At 48.3% G+C, this 22,634-nt stretch carries 18 protein-coding genes and 1 pseudogene; 16 read left to right on the top strand and 3 right to left on the bottom strand.

Annotation, left to right across the window (positions count from 1 at the left end; translation table 11 throughout):
* The first annotated feature begins 216 nt into the window (after nt 1–216).
* From AC3RCL_RS13550 to AC3RCL_RS13580, 7 genes and pseudogenes are all read left to right on the top strand, one after another.
* Nucleotides 217–1,329 carry a protein kinase domain-containing protein gene (locus AC3RCL_RS13550; protein WP_492535749.1) on the top strand — a complete coding sequence of 371 codons (1,113 nt, stop codon included), beginning with the start codon at nt 217–219 and terminating at the stop codon, nt 1,327–1,329.
* 160 nt (nt 1,330–1,489) lie between these two features.
* Nucleotides 1,490–2,209 carry a metallophosphoesterase family protein gene (locus tag AC3RCL_RS13555; protein ID WP_492535751.1) on the top strand — a complete coding sequence of 240 codons (720 nt, stop codon included), beginning with the start codon at nt 1,490–1,492 and terminating at the stop codon, nt 2,207–2,209.
* Nucleotides 2,210–2,402: 193 nt separating this feature from the next.
* On the top strand, nt 2,403–2,969 hold the full coding sequence (locus AC3RCL_RS13560; protein WP_277748688.1) for a histidine phosphatase family protein: 567 nt from the start codon (nt 2,403–2,405) through the stop codon (nt 2,967–2,969).
* Nucleotides 2,970–3,238: 269 nt separating this feature from the next.
* Nucleotides 3,239–3,556, top strand: a pseudogene (locus AC3RCL_RS13565) (VOC family protein); the annotation flags it as partial.
* 50 nt (nt 3,557–3,606) lie between these two features.
* Nucleotides 3,607–4,032, top strand: a complete 426-nt coding sequence (locus AC3RCL_RS13570) for an NUDIX hydrolase (RefSeq protein WP_492535754.1) — start codon at nt 3,607–3,609, stop codon at nt 4,030–4,032.
* Nucleotides 4,033–4,273: 241 nt separating this feature from the next.
* Nucleotides 4,274–5,311: a phosphotransferase gene (locus AC3RCL_RS13575; protein WP_249732794.1), complete on the top strand. Its 1,038-nt coding sequence runs from the start codon at nt 4,274–4,276 to the stop codon at nt 5,309–5,311.
* Nucleotides 5,312–5,476: 165 nt separating this feature from the next.
* Complete coding sequence (locus tag AC3RCL_RS13580) at nt 5,477–6,025, top strand: hypothetical protein (RefSeq protein ID WP_492535756.1); 549 nt, start codon at nt 5,477–5,479, stop codon at nt 6,023–6,025.
* Nucleotides 6,026–6,203: 178 nt separating this feature from the next.
* Here AC3RCL_RS13580 and AC3RCL_RS13585 read toward each other — a convergent pair whose 3' ends face one another.
* Complete coding sequence (locus AC3RCL_RS13585; protein WP_096775451.1) at nt 6,204–7,073, bottom strand: cation diffusion facilitator family transporter; 870 nt, start codon at nt 7,071–7,073, stop codon at nt 6,204–6,206.
* Nucleotides 7,074–7,558: 485 nt separating this feature from the next.
* Entirely contained in the window at nt 7,559–8,689 is a 1,131-nt protein-coding gene (locus AC3RCL_RS13590; protein ID WP_492535757.1) for a GntR family transcriptional regulator, read from the bottom strand.
* A gap of 415 nt (nt 8,690–9,104) precedes the next feature.
* Between AC3RCL_RS13590 and AC3RCL_RS13595 the strand changes: the two genes are divergently transcribed.
* From AC3RCL_RS13595 to AC3RCL_RS13625, 7 genes are all read left to right on the top strand, one after another.
* On the top strand, nt 9,105–10,484 hold the full coding sequence (locus AC3RCL_RS13595) for an ABC transporter substrate-binding protein (protein WP_096775453.1): 1,380 nt from the start codon (nt 9,105–9,107) through the stop codon (nt 10,482–10,484).
* 77 nt (nt 10,485–10,561) lie between these two features.
* Nucleotides 10,562–11,455 (top strand): carbohydrate ABC transporter permease, encoded by an 894-nt coding sequence (locus AC3RCL_RS13600; protein WP_492535759.1) that lies wholly within the window; start codon nt 10,562–10,564, stop codon nt 11,453–11,455.
* 11 nt (nt 11,456–11,466) lie between these two features.
* Nucleotides 11,467–12,285, top strand: a complete 819-nt coding sequence (locus AC3RCL_RS13605; RefSeq protein ID WP_492535761.1) for a carbohydrate ABC transporter permease — start codon at nt 11,467–11,469, stop codon at nt 12,283–12,285.
* Nucleotides 12,286–12,356: 71 nt separating this feature from the next.
* The gene (locus AC3RCL_RS13610) at nt 12,357–15,116 is read left to right on the top strand and encodes an alpha-mannosidase (RefSeq protein ID WP_492535763.1); all 2,760 of its coding nucleotides are present in this window, start codon (nt 12,357–12,359) and stop codon (nt 15,114–15,116) included.
* 38 nt (nt 15,117–15,154) lie between these two features.
* Nucleotides 15,155–16,369, top strand: coding sequence for an enolase C-terminal domain-like protein (locus AC3RCL_RS13615; protein WP_492535765.1), 1,215 nt, complete (start codon nt 15,155–15,157; stop codon nt 16,367–16,369).
* A gap of 24 nt (nt 16,370–16,393) precedes the next feature.
* Entirely contained in the window at nt 16,394–17,269 is an 876-nt protein-coding gene (locus AC3RCL_RS13620; RefSeq protein ID WP_492535767.1) for an NAD-dependent epimerase/dehydratase family protein, read from the top strand.
* A 287-nt stretch (nt 17,270–17,556) separates the two neighbouring features.
* Nucleotides 17,557–18,891, top strand: a complete 1,335-nt coding sequence (locus AC3RCL_RS13625; protein WP_492535769.1) for a family 43 glycosylhydrolase — start codon at nt 17,557–17,559, stop codon at nt 18,889–18,891.
* A gap of 255 nt (nt 18,892–19,146) precedes the next feature.
* On the opposite strand, the gene AC3RCL_RS13630 is transcribed toward AC3RCL_RS13625, so the two are convergent.
* Nucleotides 19,147–21,093: a GTP-binding protein gene (locus AC3RCL_RS13630; protein WP_492535771.1), complete on the bottom strand. Its 1,947-nt coding sequence runs from the start codon at nt 21,091–21,093 to the stop codon at nt 19,147–19,149.
* 280 nt (nt 21,094–21,373) lie between these two features.
* Here AC3RCL_RS13630 and AC3RCL_RS13635 point away from each other — a divergent pair, with 280 nt between their 5' ends.
* Entirely contained in the window at nt 21,374–21,814 is a 441-nt protein-coding gene (locus AC3RCL_RS13635) for a GNAT family N-acetyltransferase (RefSeq protein WP_192572238.1), read from the top strand.
* 104 nt (nt 21,815–21,918) lie between these two features.
* Entirely contained in the window at nt 21,919–22,623 is a 705-nt protein-coding gene (locus AC3RCL_RS13640) for a metallophosphoesterase family protein (protein ID WP_492536346.1), read from the top strand.
* Nucleotides 22,624–22,634 lie beyond the last annotated feature (11 nt).

Here is a 22,634-nt window from a genome sequence, read left to right on the forward strand (position 1 = left end):
GGAGAGAATTCGGCGGACCCATCTGCGAGGCTAACTGCGCTCCGCTCAGCCGGTTTGGTTGGAGGCTACGCCTCTCCAGATGCGCACTTTAAGCCTCTCGACGTCGTGAATACAAGAACGTTATACGACAGAACAGAGAGATGATAATGATAATAGTTAGATTAATAGTAAAAAATGCATTAACCAGAACAACAGAGCGAAAGGACGCTATCCCTTATGAAATTATCAACGAACGAGCATTCGACTCACGACATTCGACTTGCCCGCTATGCCGCCGTGTCCACTGCCTTATGTCTGGTAAGTGATGAACAGCTTAGCAAGCGAGTGGAAAAAGCTACGGTTCTATATACTGGTATTGGCGGTACAACGGCTTTCTTACAAATTGATGATACACCCGTATTCGTGAAAATGGTTCCGCTTACGGAACTTGAAAGCCACTCCGAAAATTATATGTCTACCAGAAACGCGTTCAATCTTCCTCCGTATTGCCACTATGGGATAGGTTCACCAGGTGCTGGAGTGTGGCGTGAGGTCGCTGCCCATACCATGACCACCAACTGGGTTCTGGCGAGACAGTGTGAGAACTTTCCCCTAATGTATCACTGGCGGGTGTTAAAAAGCCCAGAACGGCGTAATCCAATCTCGGAGGAACTGAGCGATGTTTCCAAAATGGTTGAGTTTTGGGGTACTTCAAAAATACGGGATCGTATTGAGGCCCTTGAGCAATCCAACTACAATGTTGTACTGTTCTGTGAGTACGTACCTTACAACCTGCATAACTGGCTTACCGAACAGGTCGCTATGGGTGAGAATGCAGCCAATTCAGCGTTTGCCTTGTTGGACTCAAACTTGCTGTCAACGGTCTCCTTTATGAATGCGAACGGATTACTACATTTCGACGTTCACTTTAACAATGTTTTAACCGACGGACACCGTGTGTATATTTCGGACTTCGGACTTGCGACGTCTTCTCGATTTGAACTGTCAGATTCCGAATTGGAGTTTTTTGAATTGAACAAGACTCATGATGGATGTTATGTGGCAACACAAATAGTGAACTGGCTTGTAGCAGCATTGACGGGTAGGATGAACCGTTCTGAACGAATCGAATTCATACGTCGTTGTGCTGAGGGTAAGGAATTCCTAGAAGTGATGGATTCGGCAGCGGAGATTATAATGCGGTACGCTCCTATAGCTGTAGTGATCAATGATTTTTACACCAATCTCGTTTCGAATAACAGAAATACATCGTTTCCCGTTGAGGAGATTGAACGGGTCTGTATGAAAACTGGGTTCCAGCTGCCCTTCTCGAATCCCAGGCTGGTCTAGTCTACTTTAGATTTCCAAATGTTATATCATGATTGGAGCTGAATTTTTGATGTTGCCTTCCCTAGAAAAAGAGCTATCTAAGGGAGATGGACGTCGTCGTAATACAGGAACGTAGGTGAAATCCGCCAAGAGCTTAAAACATTTATAGTTAGGAGATTCTATGAAGCGAACAATTATGATTAGCGATATTCATGGATGTATCGATCATTTAAATCAGATGTTGCATAGTATCAAATTTAATTCGATTGATGATCAGTTGATTTTGCTTGGTGATTATGTAGATAGAGGGCCTAATAGTAAAGCAGTAGTTGATAAAGTAATCGAATTAGTAAGTATGCATAATGCCATTGCTTTACGAGGCAATCATGACCAACGATTGGTTGATTTGATAAATAATGATAGCGCATTGATTCGATCTAAATTTATTGAACATGGGGGAATACAAACCCTCCAAAGTTATTGTGATATTAATAACATGAATAACGAAATCTCTGATGAGATATTGAACCAGGCGAAGGATACAATTAAGACTTTTTTTGGTCACCACATAGACTTTTTAAGTGAATTACCTTTATTTCAAGAAGATCATGATCACATATATGTTCATGCGGGATTGAATCCCAATTTTATAGATTGGAAGAACCAGCCAGAATATGATTTTATGTATATTAAGGATGAATTCATTCAACACGCTTTTGAGGATCTAAACAAAAGAGTTATTTTTGGACATACAAGAACTATTGATATTCATGGCACATCAGATATTTGGTTTAGTAAAGACAAGATAGGAATTGATGGCGGATGTGCATATGGATTGCAGTTGAATTGTTTAATTTTTCAAGAAGGATCGTATAAAACGGAACAGATAAAGAACTTTTGAATGTTAATCCAGGAAGCGGGGGACATCACCTAACATCATATCCACGCATCAAGCCTGACAGCTCCTCGGTCCGCGAGAAGCGATTGGCAGGGAAGTAAATTCAGCGGACACATCCGCACCGACTAACCGCATCGCGGCCGCTCCCGTTGGTCGGTTGGACAACGTGGATAAGGGAACGTTCAGGGAGGGTTATATGAAGACCATTATTTATATGGTTAGGCATGCCGAGTCACCATATACTGAAGGAAATGAAAGAACCAGGGGGCTTACCCTAGAGGGAAAGATGAACGCAGAAAAAATAACAGAAATATTAAAGGATGAAGGAATAAACATTATTACATCAAGTCCTTATGCTCGAGCAATTCTAACATTGGAGGGGTTGGCCAAAGAGTTAGAATTAGATATTCAGATATTTGAGGATCTTAGGGAAAGGCACTTTTCAGACTATGTTATTACTAATGAAGAATTTATGCCCGCAATGAAGAAGATGTTTGATGACCCTTCCTATGCATTGCCAGGAGGAGAGTCTAATACTGTTTGCCAGAATCGATCAGTTGTAGTGTTGAAAAATATCTTAGAAGAACACAAGGGAAAGAAAATTGCTATTGGAACACACGGGAATGTAATGACATTGATGATGAATCATTTTAATCCGAATTACGGATTGGATTTCATGAATCAAACAAAGAAACCAGACATCTATAAATTAAAATTTAAAGACCTGGTATTAGAAGAAGTAACAAGACTTTGGAAAGAATAGATTAATTTGTGGATCGATCGAATAGAACTTTGGGCATCACGTAACACCGTATTCACGGTGGTGCACCCTTGCGGCTCCTTAATCTGCCCGAAGGCATTTCGGAGAAGTTAAGTCAGGCAGATAACCCTGCGAGGCTATGTTCGTTGAACCGGTCGTTGTTCCCCATAAGCCACTCGGGTTCATAGATACATTAACGTTATATGACATACCCGAAAACCAAATTTCACTTTTTCCTATAAATAAATTTGTACACATAAGGAGATATAGCAATGGAAAAAAACAATTTACTAAGAATGGACAATGTCGGCATCGTTGTAGAATCCCTTGATGACGCAATTTCTTTCTTCGAGGAGATTGGCTTGAAGCTCGAAGGGCGAGCCACGGTCGAAGGTGAATGGGCTGGTCGCGTAACCGGACTGGGTTCACAGTGCGTAGAGATTGCTATGATGGTTACCCCAGACGGCCACAGCCGAATTGAGCTTTCCCGATTTCTCACCCCACCTACTATATCAGATCACCGGACTTCTCCTGTAAACGCCCTCGGTTATCTAATTGAAACGAATGATGGTCTTATTAAAACTTTAACCGTTATCTGAAAGACATGTGAAACTTAAAAAACATAAAAAAGGAAGATCATATGAAACGAATAGACGTTGCGTATTCTTTGATTACAGATAAAGACAAAACAAAAATCCTCATGGTGAAGAATCATAAAAACGGTACTTGGTCATTACCAGGTGGAGGCGTTGATGAAAGCGAGACCTTAGATGCGGCTGCAATCCGCGAAGCAAAGGAAGAAACGGGATTTGATATTAAAGTCCACGGTGTAGTGGCTATCAATGAGGCAATATTAACAAAACATGATGAACACGTAGTGTTTATTACTTTTAGAGCTGAAATAATAGGCGGGCAACAAGAGATAACTAGACCATCCGAAATTAGTCATGTTGAATGGGTAGATATTGATAGAGCAGATGAATTTATGCCTTATTATCAAGAAGGATTAAAAAATATTGTAAAAAACGAGATTGAAATCAAGTATTTTAATGAAGGAAAAGTTTGAAGGAATTGTAAAGTAAGTTGAGGAGGACAAGTCCTTCAAATAAAACACCATATTTACGCATTGAACCGTTCGTTTCTCGGTCTGGTATGAGGGATTTCAGGGGAGCGGGATCAACCTGACAACCCTGCACTGGCTAAGTCCGTCGGACCCGGGGTATTCGCCCCTTAAGCCAGTGAGGGTTCGTGAATATAAAGAAGTTATCGGAAATCAGCGCAAACCACAATTCCTCAATCATATGGTGGTGAGACTTTTGATAAGTAAGTTCAAAATCGAAGATGAACAGCTTATTTTATTCATACAAAAAAACTACGGAATTCTTATTAAGGATATTGAATTTATTCCGGTCGGGGATTCAGCGTATTCCTATAAAGTAAATTGTATTGACGAACAACAATATTACTTGAAGTTATTTGATCATCATAATGATAGACAAAGAGAGGGAATACGACGACTACATTATTACCTACCTTTGACTTGGGATCTTTATCATCAAGGGTTGTTTATAAACATGACTCATCCAATAAAGAATTGCTTTGGGAGTTTATTTACTAAATTACAAGACATCACTATAGTTTTATTTAATTTTATAGTTGGAGAGACCTTGACTGAGGCATATCCTTTCTCAGATGAGATTCTTGTAGGAATTGCAAAGTCCGTGGCTACATTAGAACAGATTACTCCGCACGTGAATCAGAATTTATTACCAAAGGAATCATTTGATATCACTTTCGAATCTGATCTTTTGAGATGTATTTCGATCCTTGAGAAATCAAATCTAAACAATGACTTAAATCAATCACTACGAAAGCTTGTTTTATTAAAGAAAGAACAAATTCTCTTTTTCATGAACTTAGTTAGAGAAATTCGGAATTCAGTTCATATCAATGCTAGCCAACTTGTTTTGTGTCACGGTGATATGTGGGGTGGAAATATCATATATCACAATAATCAGTTGTTCTTTTTAGACTGGGAATCGGTGATCATAGCACCACCTGAGTATAATTTGTTTGGCTATATTGGTTCGAGTTTCGACATCTTTATATCTTCCTATAGTAAACAGTTGGATCGAAAAATTCAGATTAATCTGGACTTGATTCGCTTTTACTCTTATCGTGCACATCTTCGTAATCTATCTAACTGGGTTATGAATATTCTATTTAGGAATAAAGATGAGTCTCAAAGTATCAATGACTTAGAAATGATTCGAAACCACTGTTTAAATCGATTTGATCAAATTGAACCCAATATAAGAAATATTAGAAGAGACATAATAAGTTGAATACTTATTCGAAGAAGGCGCTGACATCTTAATAACAATGTGTTCACTCATCGGGGCAAACGCCCCTCGGTCCAGGCGGGAAGTCGGAGAAGTAATTGCCGGCTAAATTCGCACCACCTAACCGCATCACTGCGCGGCCTTTCGGGCCTTATGGTGGTGGAGTTCGTGAACACACCAACTTTATTAGCCATGGGGGAGAATGCGATTATAACCAATCTAAAGAATAGAAGAACACTTATTGTCATCATACTCGTTATAGGGGCTGTATATTTTGTTCTAGGTGATATGAATGGTTTCATGAGTAAGTCAAACTTAAATAAAGAAATTCAGGTAAAACAAATCTCCAGCACGGAGATGTCCAAAGCACGATACACCAGAAAAGGATCAGGTGCATATATCGATTGGATAGACGTTGAATTAAATCAGGATGAAATTAATAATATTGTAAATTGGATTAATTCTGTACCTGATTCAGATCGTATTGCGTTGAAACAAATACCAGCAAACACCAGCATTAGTGCAGGGATTGTTTTTAAATTAAAGACCGGAAAAGAAATAAGAATCCAATATGATCTTGAAAAGATTTATATAACAAGAACAGATATATGGACTAGGCAATTGATTTATACAATCGATCAAGAAAACTTAAGGGATTTCTTTGATCAACAACTTAAAGGGTTTTATTTTGGAGAAGACAAGGTAAATAAATCTTGAAGGTGATCCAGGAAGCCCATCCCACATCATAGGCGTTGACATGAACCGTGATGAAGCGACTGAGGAATTGAAGCGCAGTCTTTTAAAATCGATCGAAGCACAGAATTGATGAAAGGTCCGGCCATTAAGAATGTGGCCGGACCTTCGTCGTTGTTTTGACACTTTGGAATCTGGAGGCTTAACTCGGTTCAATATGAACATGGACGTCATAAACGCCATGCGTTTCTTTTAATTCATGCTCCACCTGGTCGGAAATATCATGGGCAACCCGAATGTCCAGATTGGATCTGACCAGAATGACGATGTCGACAACCGTGTTGCTGCCGTAATTTCTTGCCCGAATGTCTTTGACTCCTTTGACGCCAACCACTTGTTTCACGGTTTCTTTGTAGCCTTTGATAATGTTCTCATCGAATCCGTCGGTTAAATGATGAGAGGCATCGCGGAATATATCCCAGGCGGTTTTGCATATCAGAAAACCTACCACTATGGCCGTCAGCGGGTCGAGCCAGGGAAGTTGAAATTGGGCGCCTATGATGCCGACAACCGTGCCGATGCTGACCCAAGCGTCCGAGAGGTTATCCTTCGCGGCCGCCATTACGGCTTGGCTGTTGATTTGGCTGGCAAGACGCTTGTTATAGCGGTAAACACAGTACATGACAATTGCACAGCCGATCCCGGTCCAGGCGGATATGAGATCAGGCGATTCGTGGGTACCTTCAAACATGGAAGATGCGGCCCCGAACAATACCTGGATCCCGACGGCCATCATGATGAAAGAGGCGATCAAGGATGCTACCGTCTCCGCTTTCCAGTGTCCGTAAGGATGATCCCGGTCCGCAGGTTTTTGCGATAATCGTAGTCCGATCAATACGGCAATGGATGCCACGATGTCGGTAGCATTATTTAATCCGTCGGCACGCAGAGCTTCGGAGTTCGCCGAGTAACCTATCAATAGCTTGATTGCAGATAGACAAATATAAGCAATGATGCTGATGATCGCACCTTTTTCACCCAATTTTAAATCCTTGTAACGTTGTTCTTCCACGTCTGGCCGACTCCTTCCGCACACCCTTAAAAATAGTACCTGACTATAATACCAATCCACGCATGGGTGGGTCTAGAGCAACGTTTTTTCCTGTCGCTTAATATGTGACAAGGGGCTAAAAATGTTGCGCCGGACTAAGAAAGATAGATTCCGGTAAAACGCAAAAAATGCCGGCGATGCGCCGGCCGTTATTTGTTGTATATATCAACCGTAGATAGGCAGCCACAATCGAATATCCGCCTATCGTAGGCTATCGATTGTTTCTCCGAGATTTGCGGCGGAGGATGCTTATTGTGAGCATGATGGAAAGAATCCCGATTATGGCATGCATAGGCCTCTTGCCTCCTGAAGGTTCATGATGGAACATCGGTTATGCATCCATATTATTCACGATGAAAGCTTCGTGCTTGGGTTGTTATGCAGGGCAGGCCGCAGAATCGAGAGAAAGAGTTACGCATTCCGCTATGGCGAACATAATCCATATGCTACGGCGTTCGGTTCGTTTTCCTCGCTTTTGCCGTTGATTGACGGGGAACCAGAACCGTGGGCAGCTTGATCTGCTGGTATTCGCTGCTTCGATTCTCTATTTGCTCCATAATCAGCCTGCCGGCTTCACGGCCGAGCTCGAGCTCCTGCTGGACGACGGCCGTAGGAGGAACGATGCAGAAATCCGGATACTCCACATCGTCGAAGAAGACGACCGACAGATCCTCCGGCACGGAGATGCCGAGCTGCAGAGCCGCTTGAATGACATGCGGGCTGAAATTAGAGGACAAGAGAGCCGTCATCTGCGGATTTGCCTTCAAAAACTGCTGGATCATGGCGATCACCTCATCGTCACTGCTGGTCATCGTCAGCTTGGTCATCTGCATGCCGCGATCAATGAGAATGTGGCGGTCCTCAAGTGCTTTTTCGTAGCCGTGCAATCGGTCCTCAATGCTTGATGTTCCTTCGGCAAGCGTGGAGATAAACCCGATTTGGCTATGACCGAGCTCATGCAGATGGTTGACGGCTTGCATGGCCGCCGCATAGTTATCCGAGCTGATCGAATTGGTGTCCACTCCCTTTAGCTCGCGGTCAAGCAGGACAAGGGGGAAGCGGTTCAGCGTAAGCGACAGGATTTCGTTGTTGTAGTGCTCACCTTCCACGGGATAAATGATGAGTCCTTTGACTCCGGCCTGCTTCATTTCCTGGATCCTCAGAATTTCATGTTCCTGGGAGTCGTTGGTTTTCGCGAATAAGAGCTGATATCCGTTCCCGGACAGGCTATCTTCAATTCCGCTCAGCAGATTAGCGGTGAACCGGTTGTCCAGACGGGGCAGGAGAAAACCGATAGCGGGCACCGTGTGAGCTGCTTTTTCCTCTGTTGAGATATTGGATATATCCTCCGGACGGTGGTCGGACACAAAGGTGCCCTTACCCTGCAGTCTGTAGACTACTCCTTTATCCACCAGTGTCGTCAGCGCATTCTTCACCGTAATTCGACTGACGCCGAATTGTTCCGCCAACTCATTCTCGGAAGGTATGCGGCTCCGCGGCTTCCAATTTTCGTTCCGAATTTGTTCAATGATAAACGTTTCGATTTTCTTGTACATGGGCGTGAATTTTTTTACCATGGCATTTATCTCCAATCGCTAATAGATCCGTTTTAAATATATTATATAAATACAACATATACAAGTGTTGTTTATTTATATCAAGTTATTATGAGTACAAGAAAAATGATCAATTCTTATTTATGGCTGATAAACCCATATTGTCTTATTTTAAAAGAAAATGTCGGGTTCGTTTCGATCTTTAGTTGTATCAAAAAATAAACATTTACATCAAAAAATATGTTGTTTATATTGTTATTAAAGTTATTGGATGAAGCGTTTCCAATACGACGTATTCATCTCATATGAACCGCAGGATGGTGTAAGTTCCTTGAGATCAAAAGGAGGTGCAGCAGCTTTTATCCCCATATGGCAAGTCATAATGGAATCGTAACGGAAGAACATTCAAAATCGAAGATAAGGGTGGTTGCGGAAAATGAAAACCAGAGCAGGAATGATGATGACGCTGTTGACTGTTTTTTCACTAATTGTAAGCGCTTGCGGAGGAGGGCAATCTGGCGGAACTGAATCTGACGCCAATAAGGAACTGACGATGTGGACCTGGAAGGTGGCTTATACGCCGGGAATCGAGGCAGCCGCGAAGCTGTACGAGGAGAAAACGGGCGTCAAAGTCAAAGTGGAGACCTTCACGCCGGACGATACGTACCGCCAGAAATTTCAGGCTGCCGCTAACTCCAAGAATCTGCCGGATATCGTGAATTGGTGGGCAACTGCCGGCGATTCAATCGAGAACTCCGTGATGGAGCTCTCGGGAGAGGTTGGCGACGATATCTTGAGCACTTACTACAGTGCAGCCATGGATCCGATTATCGTCACGCAGAGTCAGGTTGATTCCTGGCAGGCAGACAAGAACGCCACAACGATTCAAAAGTCGCTGAAGGCCGGCCAGTTCTACGGGCTCCCCTTGGATATCGGCGGATTCTTTACCTTCTACGGGAACAAAAAGCTGATCGAAGAAGCGGGTCTGACCGCGGAAGCGCCAAAAACCTGGGAGGAATTCGTCTCGATGATGGAGACGATCAAAGAGAAGACGGGAACGCCCGGATTGGTGTTTGGAGCCAAGCTTCCTGATTTGTGGGAGAACTGGGCCGGATCGGCTTTGTCCATCATGCTGAATGAACCGCAAGGTTATATCGACCTGCTCGAACGGAAGTCCAAATTGAGCGATCCGGCGAATCTGCCGGTGGTGAAAGCGATGGAAACGTTAGCCAATAAAGATCTGTTAATGCCGGGCATTCTTTCGACGGATATCGATGGTGCCGATCAGGCATTTGCTGCAGGCAAAGCTGCTTTTGATCTGGGGGGTTCCTTCACGATGTCGACGCTGCTGGCCATGGGAATGAATCCGGAGGATATCATTACGTTCCCGGTGCCGCCGCTGGAAGGATCGAAGATTACGAGCTGGACGACGGATCCGTTTACTTTGACGATGCTGTCCGTGAACAAGGATTCCAAGAACAAGGATCAAGCGCTCGACTTCATTAAATTCTTGACCGCCGATCCGGATGCGGCCGTTGCGTTTGCTAATGCGGCGTATACCGTACCGGCACTGAACCTGGGTGACCGTGCGCAGGACCTGGACCCGAACCTGAAGTCGATATCGGAAGCGTTCGCAGCGGAGCCTGGCCCGTACAGCCAAGCGTCCCCAGCGATCAATACGTATCGCGGCAAGCATAAAGAGTGGGAAGTGTACGCCCAATCGATGCAATCCATGATCGAGAAGAAAATGACGGCCGAAGAAGTGGCCAAAACATTCGACGACACGATGGAAAGTCTGAAAGCCAGCGGCAACTAAGCCGCATACCGAGCGATCGGCCGGACCCGCCCCGGGTTCAGCCGATCGCTAAATTGAGAAGCCAAAGGTGATGGATCATGATAAAGAGTCGAAATAAGTGGGTGCCTTATCTTTTTTTACTGCCTGGCGTACTTCTGTTTCTTTCCATCGGCATATACTCGGTCGGATTCTCGATCATGCTCAGTTTTTATAACTGGTCAGGAATTGATTTTTCAACGGCGCGGTTCGAAGGGCTCGCGAATTTCCGTCAGTTCCTGCTTGGCGATGATCCGATCGTAACCCGAAATTTCTATAACGCGGTACTCCATAATCTGGTGATTGCCGTTTCCCAGGTCGTGGTCGTCGTACCGATCGCGCTTGTACTGGCCTTTGTGCTGCAGAACACAAAGGCGGCGTCCTGGTACCGTACAATCTACTTCCTGCCGATGATAGCATCCGGCGTAGCGATTTTTTATGTATGGAAAGGATTATTTGAGCCAACCGGAGCATTTAATTCGCTGTTCCTGTGGCTGGGGCTGGATTTCCTGGCGGTGCCCGGGGGGATGCTCGGAAGTTCATCGACCTCCTTGCTTGGCATTATTCTAACATCCATATGGGGCGGCCTGCCGGGAACGCTCATTCTGTATTACGCGGGCCTGACGTCCATCGATCCCACTCTTTACGAAGCCGCAAGCGTAGACGGCGCCAAAAAATCCACGATGATCATGAAAATCACATGGCCGCTGCTGAAGCCCATCACGCTCATCGCCGTCATCCAGATGGTGAACGGTGCCTTCCAGGCCTTCGAGAATGTGTTCATCATGACGGGCGGCGGACCGGCGGGCAGCTCGGAGGTTATCGGCACCCTGGTATATCGAACAGCCTTCCTGAACAATGACTACGGTCTGGCCAGCGCGATTGGATGGATATCTTTTCTGATTACCGGCGTTATCGCCATTTTCAGCATCCGTTCATTCCAGGCGGACATCTAAAGGAGGATCACATGGTCAAACTTATTAAACACGTCGTTCTCGTCCTGTACGGATTGACCTGCCTGTATCCTTTTGTATGGATGATCGGCACATCGCTGAAAACATCGCAGGATGCGCTAGCCAATCCGCAAAGCCCGTTTCCACAGGCCGCACCGGCTTGGTCCACGTTCGGAGAGGTATGGAACAAGCTGAATTTCTATCAATTTTTTGTCAACAGCGTGATCGTAAGTGCAGTCGTCATTGTGGGCGTCATCCTTATCTACACCATGATGGCATTTTCATTTGCGAAGTTTATTTATAGAGGCAAAAAATTCATCTATTACATGTTTATCGCACTCTTGCTTGTTCCGGGCGTTACAACGCTTATTCCGCTCTATATCAACATGACAAATCTGGGGCTGCAAAATACGTACGTTGGCATGATCCTGCCCATGATCAACGGCGCCGCGCCGTTCGCCATTTTCTTGTTCACCAGCTATTTCCGCACGATTTCGCATGAGCTCTACGAAAGTGCCGTGCTGGACGGCTGCGACAATTTCAAAATCTACTACAGGATCTACCTACAGCTTGCACTGCCTGCGATCGGGACGATTGCCATCCTGAATTTCATCGGAAGCTGGAACAATATCCTGTGGCCGATGATCATCGTGGACAGCCGGGATATGTTCACCTTGCCTATGGGACTGATGTACCTGGATTCTTCCTCCTTCAAGAAATGGAATGAATTGATGGCAGGCGCGTTGATTACGGTCATTCCGATTCTGGTCGCGTTCCCGTTCATGCAGAAGATGTACGTCAAGGGGATGACGGTCGGCTCGGTCAAAATGTAATCCCGCTTGAACTCGTTATCATCGATAACGAATCAACCTGAACTAAACCTTACAAGATTGGGATGAACTGGATGACTACAAAAACAGCGCACGTTATCGCGCATTCGCATTGGGATAGAGAGTGGTATCTGCCATATGAGAAGCACCGGCTGAGACTGGTTCGGCTGATGGAGGATGTCATCGAGACGTTTGAAAAGGACCCGGCATTCACAAGCTTTCACCTGGATGGCCAATATATCGTGCTGGAGGATTACTTGGAAATCATGCCGCACAGGGCGGACCAGGTCCGATCGTTGGTCGAACAGGGCAAGCTGATCGTGGGCCCTTGGTACATCCTTCAGGATGAATTCCTGGTCAGCAGCGAAGCCAACGCGCGCAACCTGTTGATCGGCATCAACGCGTCAAGGAAAATTGGCGGTTACCCGAAGATCGGTTATTTCCCGGATTCCTTCGGCAACATGGGGCAGGCGCCGCAGCTGATCCGTCAGGCGGGCATCGAAGCAGCCGTGTATGGGCGCGGCGTGAAGCCCGTTGGATTTAATAACGAAATACAGTCAGGCAGCGGACACGGGCATACCTCCCAATACTCGGAGATGTTATGGGAATCGCCCGACGGTTCCAGGGTGCTGGCGATCCTGTTCGCCAATTGGTACAACAACGGGATGGAGATTCCAGTGGAGCCTGATGAGGCAAAAGCATACTGGTCTCGGAAGCTTGCCGAAGCCGAAGAATTCGCTTCAAGCCCGGAGCTGCTATTCATGAACGGCTGCGACCATCAGCCGCTGCAGAAGGATCTGACGGTGGCTTTGCAAACGGCCGGCAGCATAGTGCCCGACGTGACGTTCCGCCACTCCAGCTTTCCGGAATATGTCGCGGCTTTGCGCAGTGCAAGCCCGGAGTCGCTGGACGTCATCCGCGGCGAGCTTCGAAGCCAATGGACCGACGGTTGGATGACGCTGGTGAATACGGCGTCCAGCCGTGTATATATCAAGCAGCAAAATGCGAAAACCCAAACGCTGCTGGAGAAAGTGGCCGAACCGCTGGGGGTTATGGCATCGCTGGCCGGTGCGGCGTATCCGCGGCATGAGCTGCTGTATGCCTGGAAGACGCTGCTTCAGAATCATCCGCATGACAGCATCTGCGGCTGCAGCATCGACGAAGTGCACCGGGAGATGTTGACGCGGTTTGCCAAATCGCAGCAGGTTGCCGAATCGGTTGCGACGCAGAGTGCCGCCTGGGTAGCGGAATCGGTAAATACCTCCGGCTTCGATCCGGAAGCCGCCCGCCCATTCGTCGTGTTCAACAGCTCGGGGCACGGCCGATCAGGAATTGCTAGGGCGACAGTGGATGTGGAGCGTCGATATTTTGATCACCAGGCGCCGCATTTGAAGTATCAGGAGTTCAAACAACAATGGGAGGCATTTAATCCGAAAGAATGGGTTGTAACCGACAGTGATGGCCATCAGGTGGAAGCCGTGATTACGCCGATCGGACCGGTCTTTGGTTATGATCTCCCGGATGACCGGTTCCGTCAGCCCTACTGGGCTTATCAAGTGGAAGTGGAGCTTTACGTTCAAGACATTCCAGGGATCGGCTACCGCACGTTCGCCTTGGTCCCCAAGGAAATCCTAAGTGTGAAGTCGTGGGAAGCATCCGTATCCTCCGAGTTGGTTGCAGGCGATCATGTCATGGAAAACCGGTTCCTTCGCGTCGAGATTGCCAGAGACGGATCGTTTGCGTTATTGGATAAAGTAAACGGCCGCTTATATGATGGCTTGGGTCTTTACGAGGATACCGGCGATATCGGGAATGAATACATGTACAGACAGCCGGATGATGAAGTAGCACTGACTACTCAAGGGCTCCCTGCGGACATTAAGCTTGTGCATCATACAAGGCTGAGAGCGGTATACCGAATCGAGCACGCCTGGAAGCTTCCGACCCGTGCGGATGACCTGCTGGATGAAGAGATTCGGTCCATGGTGCCGTTCCGGTACCGTCAATCCCGGCGGGTGAGCGAGATGGCGGAGGTTCGGATTGTAACCGAGCTGACCCTTGAGAAGGACAGCCGTAGGGTCGGCATCAAGAGTTACATCGACAATACGGTGCGGGATCATCGCATCCGAATGCTGTTCAGAACCGGTCTTGAGGCGGACCATGTTACGGTTGACTCCATCTATGAGCTGGCGCAGCGTCCGATTCAACCGGAGGCGGAATGGAGCAATCCGAGCAATGCCCAGCATCAGAATGCCTTTGTTAGCATTAGCAATGGCCGTGAGGGACTTACGATAGCAAATAAAGGCCTGAACGAGTATGAAGTGCTTGCCGAAGGGAATACACTTGCGGTTACCTTGCTGCGCGGAGTTCGGGAGCTGGGGGATTGGGGCGTATTCGCGACGCCTGAAGCGCAGTGCCTGGGGCAGCACACCCTGGAGATGGAACTGATCGCGCATGATCTGGACGTTATCCGTTCCCGTGCTTATATGCAGGCGTATCAATTCCCGGTTCCATGGACGGTGCAGCAGACCGGCGTGCATGGAGGAACGCTGCCTGCTTCTCAGGAGTTTTTGCAATGGGAGGGCGAAGGTCTTGCCTTCAGTGCGCTGAAACAGGGCGAAGAGAAGCATGATCTGATGTTCCGGGTTTTCAATGTGTCTTCGGAAGCTGCAACGATGAAGGTGAAACCTTCGTTTCAGGTTGAACAAGTTTATGAAAGCACGATTATTGAAGAAGTGGGAGAAACCTTGAGTCCGGACGAGGATGAACGTTATGCGTTGAAGGTCGGCCCGGCAACAATTCAGACCCTTGGCATGCAAACGCCGGCTCGATGATCCACGCAGATCTCTTTGAATAGAAGGAGGGGAAGGACATGGCTAACATTTCAGGCATTCAATGTATTCGTACCCGGCATGACGGAAGCTGGGTCATTGTCAAAGTGCTGACGGACCAGGACGGCCTGTACGGGATCGGCTCTGCCAGCGATATATACCAGCCCGGAGCGATTGTCAGCGTCATCGAAGAATTGCTGAAGCCGCTTCTGATCGGACGGGACGCGAGCCAGATCGAGGACATCTGGCAAACGATGTATACCAGCGGGTATTGGCGCAACGGTTCGACGCTTCATACGGCGATGGGCGGCATAGATATGGCATTATGGGACATTAAGGGCAAGGAGGCGGGGCTTCCGGTGTATCAGCTGCTCGGCGGCGCCGTCCGTTCTGCCGTGCCTTGTTATGCGCATGCCAACGGTTCCACCTATGAGCAGCTGGAAGAAGAGGTGATGGCTTATCAAGAGCAAGGCTATGGCGTCATCCGCTGCCAGCTTGGCGGATACGGCGGCGGCGGTTTTGTATCCTCTCGGCTGCCGTCAACGATTTTTCCGCCTGCGAATCGATTTGATGAAGCCAGTTACATTACGGCCATTCCGGCTATGTTTGAAAAGCTTCGCGTTCGATTCGGCATGAATCTGTCTTTCACGCATGACGTGCACGAGCATTTGACGCCCTCGGGAGCGGTTGCCCTATCCAAGGAGCTTGATCCATACCGCTTGTTCTTCTTGGAGGATCTGCTTCCGGCGGAGCATACGGACTGGTATCGCAGCGTGAGGCTGAACAGCACGACCCCGCAAGCCGTGGGCGAGCTGTTCGTGCATCCTCGGGAATGGCTGCCATTGGTCAAAGAGCGCTTGATTGACTTCGTAAGGATGCGTGTCTCCAAGGCCGGAGGGATTACGCCATGCCGCAAAATCGCCGTCGTCTGCGAAGCATTCGGCGTCCGTACCGCATGGCAGGAAGGCGGGGAGAATGATCCGGTGAATCAAGCGGCCGCCGCCCATTTGGACATGGCCATCATGAGTTTCGGCGTGCAGGAGAGCAACCATTTCCGCGCAGAGGAACAGGAAGCCTTTCCCGGCCATGCCGTGCTGGAAGGCGGGCATCTGCAGCTTAACGACAAGCCGGGGCTCGGGATCGATATCGATGAAGCTAAAGCGGCCGCCTTGCTGCGCGATCCGAAGCACCTGACATCCTATCACCACCCATACAAGCTGGACCGCAAGCCGGACGGAACGCTACTTCGGCCGTAAAGCTAATGACAAGGAGGCATCATCATGAACAGAATCATCGTCACAGGCTCGGAAGGCAAACTCGGACATTACGTGGTGGAAGAGCTGAACCGGGCGGGTTACAAGGTCATTGGGACAGATACTCGCCCGTCCAGCGGAAGGAACCGGTATGCCCGCTATGTGCAAGGGGATTTGAATCAACTTGGAGAGGTATATGGATTATTAGCCGAGGCGGATGCCGTGATTCATTTGGCGGCTATACCGAATCCGGTCAGTTATTCGCCTGAGCGGATATTCGCTAACAATGTCATGTCCACCTATAACGTTATGGAGGCCGCATCGAAGCTGGGTATCCAGCGTGTCGTATTCGGATCCAGCGAGTCGGCTTACGGCTTTTGCTGGGCGAAGCATCCGTTTACGCCTCACTATCTGCCCGTGGACGAAGACCATCCGCTGCTGCCGCAGGAGAGCTATGGACTATCCAAACAGACCAACGAGCATATCGGCGACATGTTTGCCAGACGGGTGAACATGCAAGTCTTCGCGATGAGGTTTTCATTAGTTCTGACGCCGGAAGAGTATAGCCGCGAGATCGCTGCTTTCTCCGACACCGCCAGGCACCATCGTATTTTATGGAGCTACGTCGATGCGAGAGATGCAGCCACCGCTTGCCGCCTAGCGCTAGAAACAAGGCCTAACGAATCGCAGGAGGCCTGCCGACTGGATGTGACGTCCAGCGATATTCTCAGCGATGTTGGTCTGGAAGAGCTGGCACGTCGATATTATCCGCAGGTGCCTTTGCCAGGGGCGTCTATACAGGAGTTGACCGCTTTCGTATCCAATCGGCGCGCACGAGAGCGGCTGAACTGGAAGCCGGTGCATTCATGGAGGGAAATTCTAGGACAGCAAGACATGCAATAAGGAATAACCCAAACCCGATCCATTGATTATTGAAACTCTTGGAATCGTGTCGTCTGGTCCGTTATTGTAGCAGACCTGCAGTATCTTGGTGCATGTACGGATGCTGCAGGGGACGGACGGTTATTTTCTACCGGAAGAAACGCTGACCTCGGAAGAGGCGTCAGTGCTCCTGTTACCGCTTGTATATCTGCTGCCATACCCCATGTAATTTCTTGTGCCCAGACTTAGCTGCCATCAGCATGAGCTCATAAGGCTTCATCAATAGAATCCGAGGAGGATCCTAACCTATGAATAAGATGAACATGCATCCCTATGCAACGATACAGCAAAAAACTACTTCGATGAATCCCGTTATTACCAGCATCTATACGGCAGATCCCTCGGCCCATGTGTGGAATGACGGCAAAATCTACGTATACGCCTCGCATGACGTGGATCCGCCCCGAGGCTGCGACCTGATGGACCGCTATCACGTATTCTCCTCGGAGGACATGGTGCATTGGCAGGACGAAGGTGAAATCTTAAACTCCGATGATGTGAGCTGGGGCCGGCCGGAAGGCGGATTTATGTGGGCGCCGGACTGTGCTTATCGAAATGGAACCTATTACTTCTATTATCCTCACCCGAGCGGATCGGATTGGAACGATACCTGGAAGATCGGAGTCGCCACGAGCGACAAACCTGCCAGCGGGTTTATCGACCAAGGATACATCCAAGGCCTGGGAGGTTTTGCGATGATCGACCCGGCCGTATGGGTTGACGATGACAACCGTGCGTATATGTACTACGGCGGGGGCGGCGTTTGCGCCGGGGTCGAGCTGAACGATGACATGATGACGATTCATGGGGACGTTCAAGTCATGGAAGGGCTGGAGGATTTTCACGAAGCTGCCTGGGTATTCAAAAGAGAGGGCCGGTATTATCTGACTTACGCGGACAATCTGGAAGGAAATAATCGAATGCGTTATGCCACCAGTGACCATCCGCTCGGACCTTGGACATATCAAGGCATATTCCTGGAGCCGACGGGCTGTTCAACGACGCATGGATCCGTGGTCGAGTTCAAAGGAAGCTGGTATTTGTTCTATCACAATCAAGCGATATCAGGTGAGGGCACTCTCCGGAGCGTATGTATTGATGAGCTGCACTTTAATGAGGATGGCACGATCCAGACCGTGCGCCAAACGCTCGATGGGGTTAAGCCCGCTCCGGGAGGGCCTACGTGCTCTCCGAAGCTGGAGGTGTATGAGGCAGCTTTATGCCAAGTGGTCGGCGGTGCGGAGCTTAAACAAGCCTCGGACGGCGTTACCGTTGCAACCCATCTCAGATCCGATACGGCCTGCTGCCGATTTGGCGATATCAAAGGCGGATCGACTGGAGGCAGGGCTGAAGTCGGAATCGTCTACGGTACGGCGGAACGCTTGGCTAAACTGAGATTGAGCGTAAACGGTACTGATTATTCGTTCGTAAACGCATTGGGCACGGGAGGTATCCACGAAAGAACGGGATACACGGGCATTACGGTTGTGCTGAGTGCCGGCAACGGGAATACGGTCGAGTGGAGCGGAGGATACGGCGAGATGGCGATTGAGGCGTTAATCGTCAAGCATCTGAAAGATTGATTACGCGATTATTCATTATGGATACCATAGAACAAGTGGGAAGGTACAGGGATGGATAAGGGTTGGTCTGTGCATGCAATCGCTTAAGGACATGCGCAGGCTTTTATTGTGCGGGAAGAAGAAAAATAGCGGGCGAGATCCTCTCTCGACACCGCTATCTGTATTTACATCCTGAATGCATGCCCCCCGAACGTGAAACATGCAGAGCGACATTCCAACTTGCAATTCCATGAAGCCGCATGTCCTCCAGTGCTCTTACATGATCTTGTTTAAGTGAAGCATATATTCGCCACGGTTCAGCGGGTTGACTTGCCGACGTGTATTGACTGGGAAGGGAGCTTGCACCTTCGTATAACCGCCTGGTTTAACGGTGAGCATGCCTTCGCCGCTCGTAAGGGAATGAACCTCGGCTTTCAGCAAGTCGGTAGTCCGCACCGGAATGGTGCCGTGAACGTGGACGGTACCGTTATGGAAAGCGGGTTCCTGATAAGTGCCGTCCAGCGCGGCTAATTTGGATAGTACTTTGCTTAAGCTGTTTTCCGGCAGAATGAATTGGATCACGTTCATGGGCTCGTATACTTCCGTCCCTGCTTGGTCGAGCGCAGCCATGAGGACTAGAGGAGTCAAGCTTCGAAAGTCCTTTGCCGTCGAAACCGGGCTTGCGTAACCGGTATGCGTCAGCGTTACGATCGTATCGGTCACGGCCCATCCGTACAAACCTTCCTGAAGCACCTCGAATACCGTGTCTTTAATTGCTTTCTGAAAAGCTAAGGGAAGGGAGCCCAGCTCCACTTCCAGCCTGTACTGAATCCCGGTACCGAACTCGCCAGGTTCGACCCTGATGCCCACCGTTGCATAAAAAGGACACTCGCCTATATATTCAACAGCTTCTCCCGTGCCATAAGGCTTCTCGATGCAAATCACCCGCGGAGCGGAAAATACGGCTTCGATGCCGTACTGCTGCAGAATCGTTTCCAGCAGAATTTCTTGCTGGACTTTGCCGAATACATGGATGACATTCTCGCTTGTTTTCGTGTCCTGGCTATATTGCAGAAACGGATCCTCTTCGGTGAGATCGCTTAAGGCGGCATGCAGCTGATGTTTCTCCGCGGAATGAACGGCCGAAACCTGGACTTGAATCGGCGGCTTTTGAAAATGAACCGTCTTCATCCTCCCGGAAACGCTGCCGATGACATCGCCCACCTTGAGTTCGCCGTCGATAAGAATGGCGATGTCGCCTGCGCCGATTCCATGGACCGGAATGGATTTGCCCTGGTGCAGAGCATGAAGCTGCTTCACCTTGAGCGTCGAGGTTTGTCCGTTCTGATGGATCACCGGAATTTCATCACGATACTGGATGCTGCCAGCGTACAGGCGGAGGTATACATTCCGCTCCCCATTCGGTCGTCTGATCACTTTGAATACCAAGCCGGATAACGGTTCATACTGAAGCATCGACGATGGGTTTACCGGGAAAAAATCGCCGAGCGCTTGAAGCAGCGGTTCTATGCCGAGACCTTTGGCTGCTGAACCTGCAAATAGGGGATAAGCTTTGCCTTGGCGCGTTTGCCTCCGCAATTCCTCCTGCAGCCGTTGGTGTGATATCGGAATATCCAGGGCATAATCGTTCAGCAGATCGTCATTGGACAATGCCAGGGTTTCTACCCAGCCTGCGTGGTGGGGATCGGCCGCGTCCGCCTGAACGGCTGCGCCGCCTTCCTTGATGACCGAACTCATTTCGCAAATATGTTCGTCAAGCAGATGGCGTATCATCGCATAAACCTTCCGGTAGTCGGCGCCCTTTCGATCGATTTTGTTCATGAATAATAGGGTGGGTATCTTTTGTTCCTTCAATGTCTGCATGAGCACCCGGGTTTGGGACTGTACGCCTTCAACGGCGGAAATGACCAGAATGACGCCATCCAGTACGCTAAGCGAATGCTCGACCTCCGAGATGAAGTCGGCATGGCCGGGCGTGTCGATGAGATTGACTTTCAGATCGCCCAGCATGAACGATACCGCGGCGGATTTGATCGTAATGCCCCGTCTCCGCTCAATGTCCAATGAATCCGTGGTCGTATTGCCATGGTCCACCGAGCCTGCTCGTTCAATAATCCCGGCCTTAAATAGAATTTGCTCCGTCAGCGTAGTTTTACCGGCGTCAACATGGGCCAAAACTCCAATGTTCAATATGTTCTTCATATATCGTAACCCTCATTCGTTTCATCATTTGTAGTCCTTTCGGTTGGATGTCGTTGTGACATTGCCGCATAGATATCGCCTCCATGTAGAATAAAGTTAATTCTAGTTTATCCATTGAGAAGGGAACGGAATATGGAATAAATGCTTATATTCATTCATTATCTTGCACGGTACCTGACAACGTGCTGCGTCCTGTTTGGGTTTACATATTTATTACCGTGAAATATCGCCCGAGTTGAATTAGGATAGAGGCATAAACCATGTTGAAGGAGTCTTGCATTTGATATCACTTCATGTCATAGATAAAGATAATTGGGAGGATTGCATCCGCCTTAAGCCCAAACCTGAACAGGAGAAATGGATTGCCCCTAATCTATATTCCATAGCGGAAGCTCAATTTATGGAGGGTTTCGAAACGAGAGCCATTTTCCATGATGAAGAAATGATCGGATTTGTTATGTACGGACTGCACCCGCACGATGACAACTATTGGATATACCGATTTATGATCGACGGCAAATTTCAGGGAATGCATTATGCCAAGCCTGCGATTCGCCTGGTTCTTGATGAGATTCGCCATTCGCCGAATCGTACGGACGATGTTATGCTGTGTTACAAACCCGGGAACGAGCATGCAAAAAGGCTCTATACCCAAATCGGGTTTACGGAAGCCGGTTATGCTCCCTGGGGAGATGTGATGGCTAAATATAGTTTTGTATAATATAGACGTTCATAATGTGAAACCGTGCGTTCTGCCATAACTTATGGTGGCACTATCAAAGAGGATGGGAGGGGACTGCGATTCGAACCTTAGCGATAAGCGACATTCATGGCTGCTATGATGAATTCAATCGGTTATTGTCCGAAGTGAGGTATCATCCCGCACAGGATAAGCTGGTCCTGCTTGGGGATTATGTGGATCGCGGATCAAAAAGCAAAGAAGTGATTGAGCAGGTGATGGAAATGCGGGATTCCGGCGTCATCACCCTTCGCGGGAATCATGATCAAATGATGCTGGATGCCATTCTGCTGGATACGGACGAAGCGAATTCACGCTGGATTCGCAATGGTGCGCGAAATACGATTGAAAGTTATTGCGGCGCCGATTTTTTTGATGGCGATCTGGATCGCTCCAGATACAATGAAGGCAAGGCCTACATAAAACGGCAATATGAGCATCATCTATCATTTCTCGATACACTGCCCCTGTATTATGAAACAGACACCCACCTATTCGTGCATGCCGGAATCAATCCGGGCGTGGAAGACTGGAAGCAGCAGCCTCCACATGATTTCATCTGGATACGGGAACCATTCTTCAATTATCCCACCGGCATCGACAAAACCGTGGTATTCGGGCATACCCCGGCCGTCAACTTGCATGACTCGGAGCATATTTGGTTCTGTGGCGACGGGGACAAAATCGGCATCGATGGAGCATGCGTATACGGTAAGCAGTTGAACTGCCTGGAAATCACGGAACAACTGGAATACCGAACGTATTTTGTCCGGTCCGTGCCTGCGGAGTGATAGGAAAGAGT

The sequence above is a fragment of the Paenibacillus sp. MT86 genome, from assembly GCF_058792535.1.

Coding starts and splice junctions, on each gene's coding strand:
- AC3RCL_RS13550 (WP_492535749.1), top strand. CDS start 217: ATGAAATTATCAACGAACGAGCATTCGACTCACGACATTCGACTTGCC.
- AC3RCL_RS13555 (WP_492535751.1), top strand. CDS start 1,490: ATGAAGCGAACAATTATGATTAGCGATATTCATGGATGTATCGATCAT.
- AC3RCL_RS13560 (WP_277748688.1), top strand. CDS start 2,403: ATGAAGACCATTATTTATATGGTTAGGCATGCCGAGTCACCATATACT.
- AC3RCL_RS13570 (WP_492535754.1), top strand. CDS start 3,607: ATGAAACGAATAGACGTTGCGTATTCTTTGATTACAGATAAAGACAAA.
- AC3RCL_RS13590 (WP_492535757.1), bottom strand. CDS start 8,689: ATGGTAAAAAAATTCACGCCCATGTACAAGAAAATCGAAACGTTTATC.
- AC3RCL_RS13595 (WP_096775453.1), top strand. CDS start 9,105: ATGAAAACCAGAGCAGGAATGATGATGACGCTGTTGACTGTTTTTTCA.
- AC3RCL_RS13600 (WP_492535759.1), top strand. CDS start 10,562: ATGATAAAGAGTCGAAATAAGTGGGTGCCTTATCTTTTTTTACTGCCT.
- AC3RCL_RS13605 (WP_492535761.1), top strand. CDS start 11,467: ATGGTCAAACTTATTAAACACGTCGTTCTCGTCCTGTACGGATTGACC.
- AC3RCL_RS13610 (WP_492535763.1), top strand. CDS start 12,357: ATGACTACAAAAACAGCGCACGTTATCGCGCATTCGCATTGGGATAGA.
- AC3RCL_RS13615 (WP_492535765.1), top strand. CDS start 15,155: ATGGCTAACATTTCAGGCATTCAATGTATTCGTACCCGGCATGACGGA.
- AC3RCL_RS13620 (WP_492535767.1), top strand. CDS start 16,394: ATGAACAGAATCATCGTCACAGGCTCGGAAGGCAAACTCGGACATTAC.
- AC3RCL_RS13625 (WP_492535769.1), top strand. CDS start 17,557: ATGAATAAGATGAACATGCATCCCTATGCAACGATACAGCAAAAAACT.
- AC3RCL_RS13630 (WP_492535771.1), bottom strand. CDS start 21,093: ATGAAGAACATATTGAACATTGGAGTTTTGGCCCATGTTGACGCCGGT.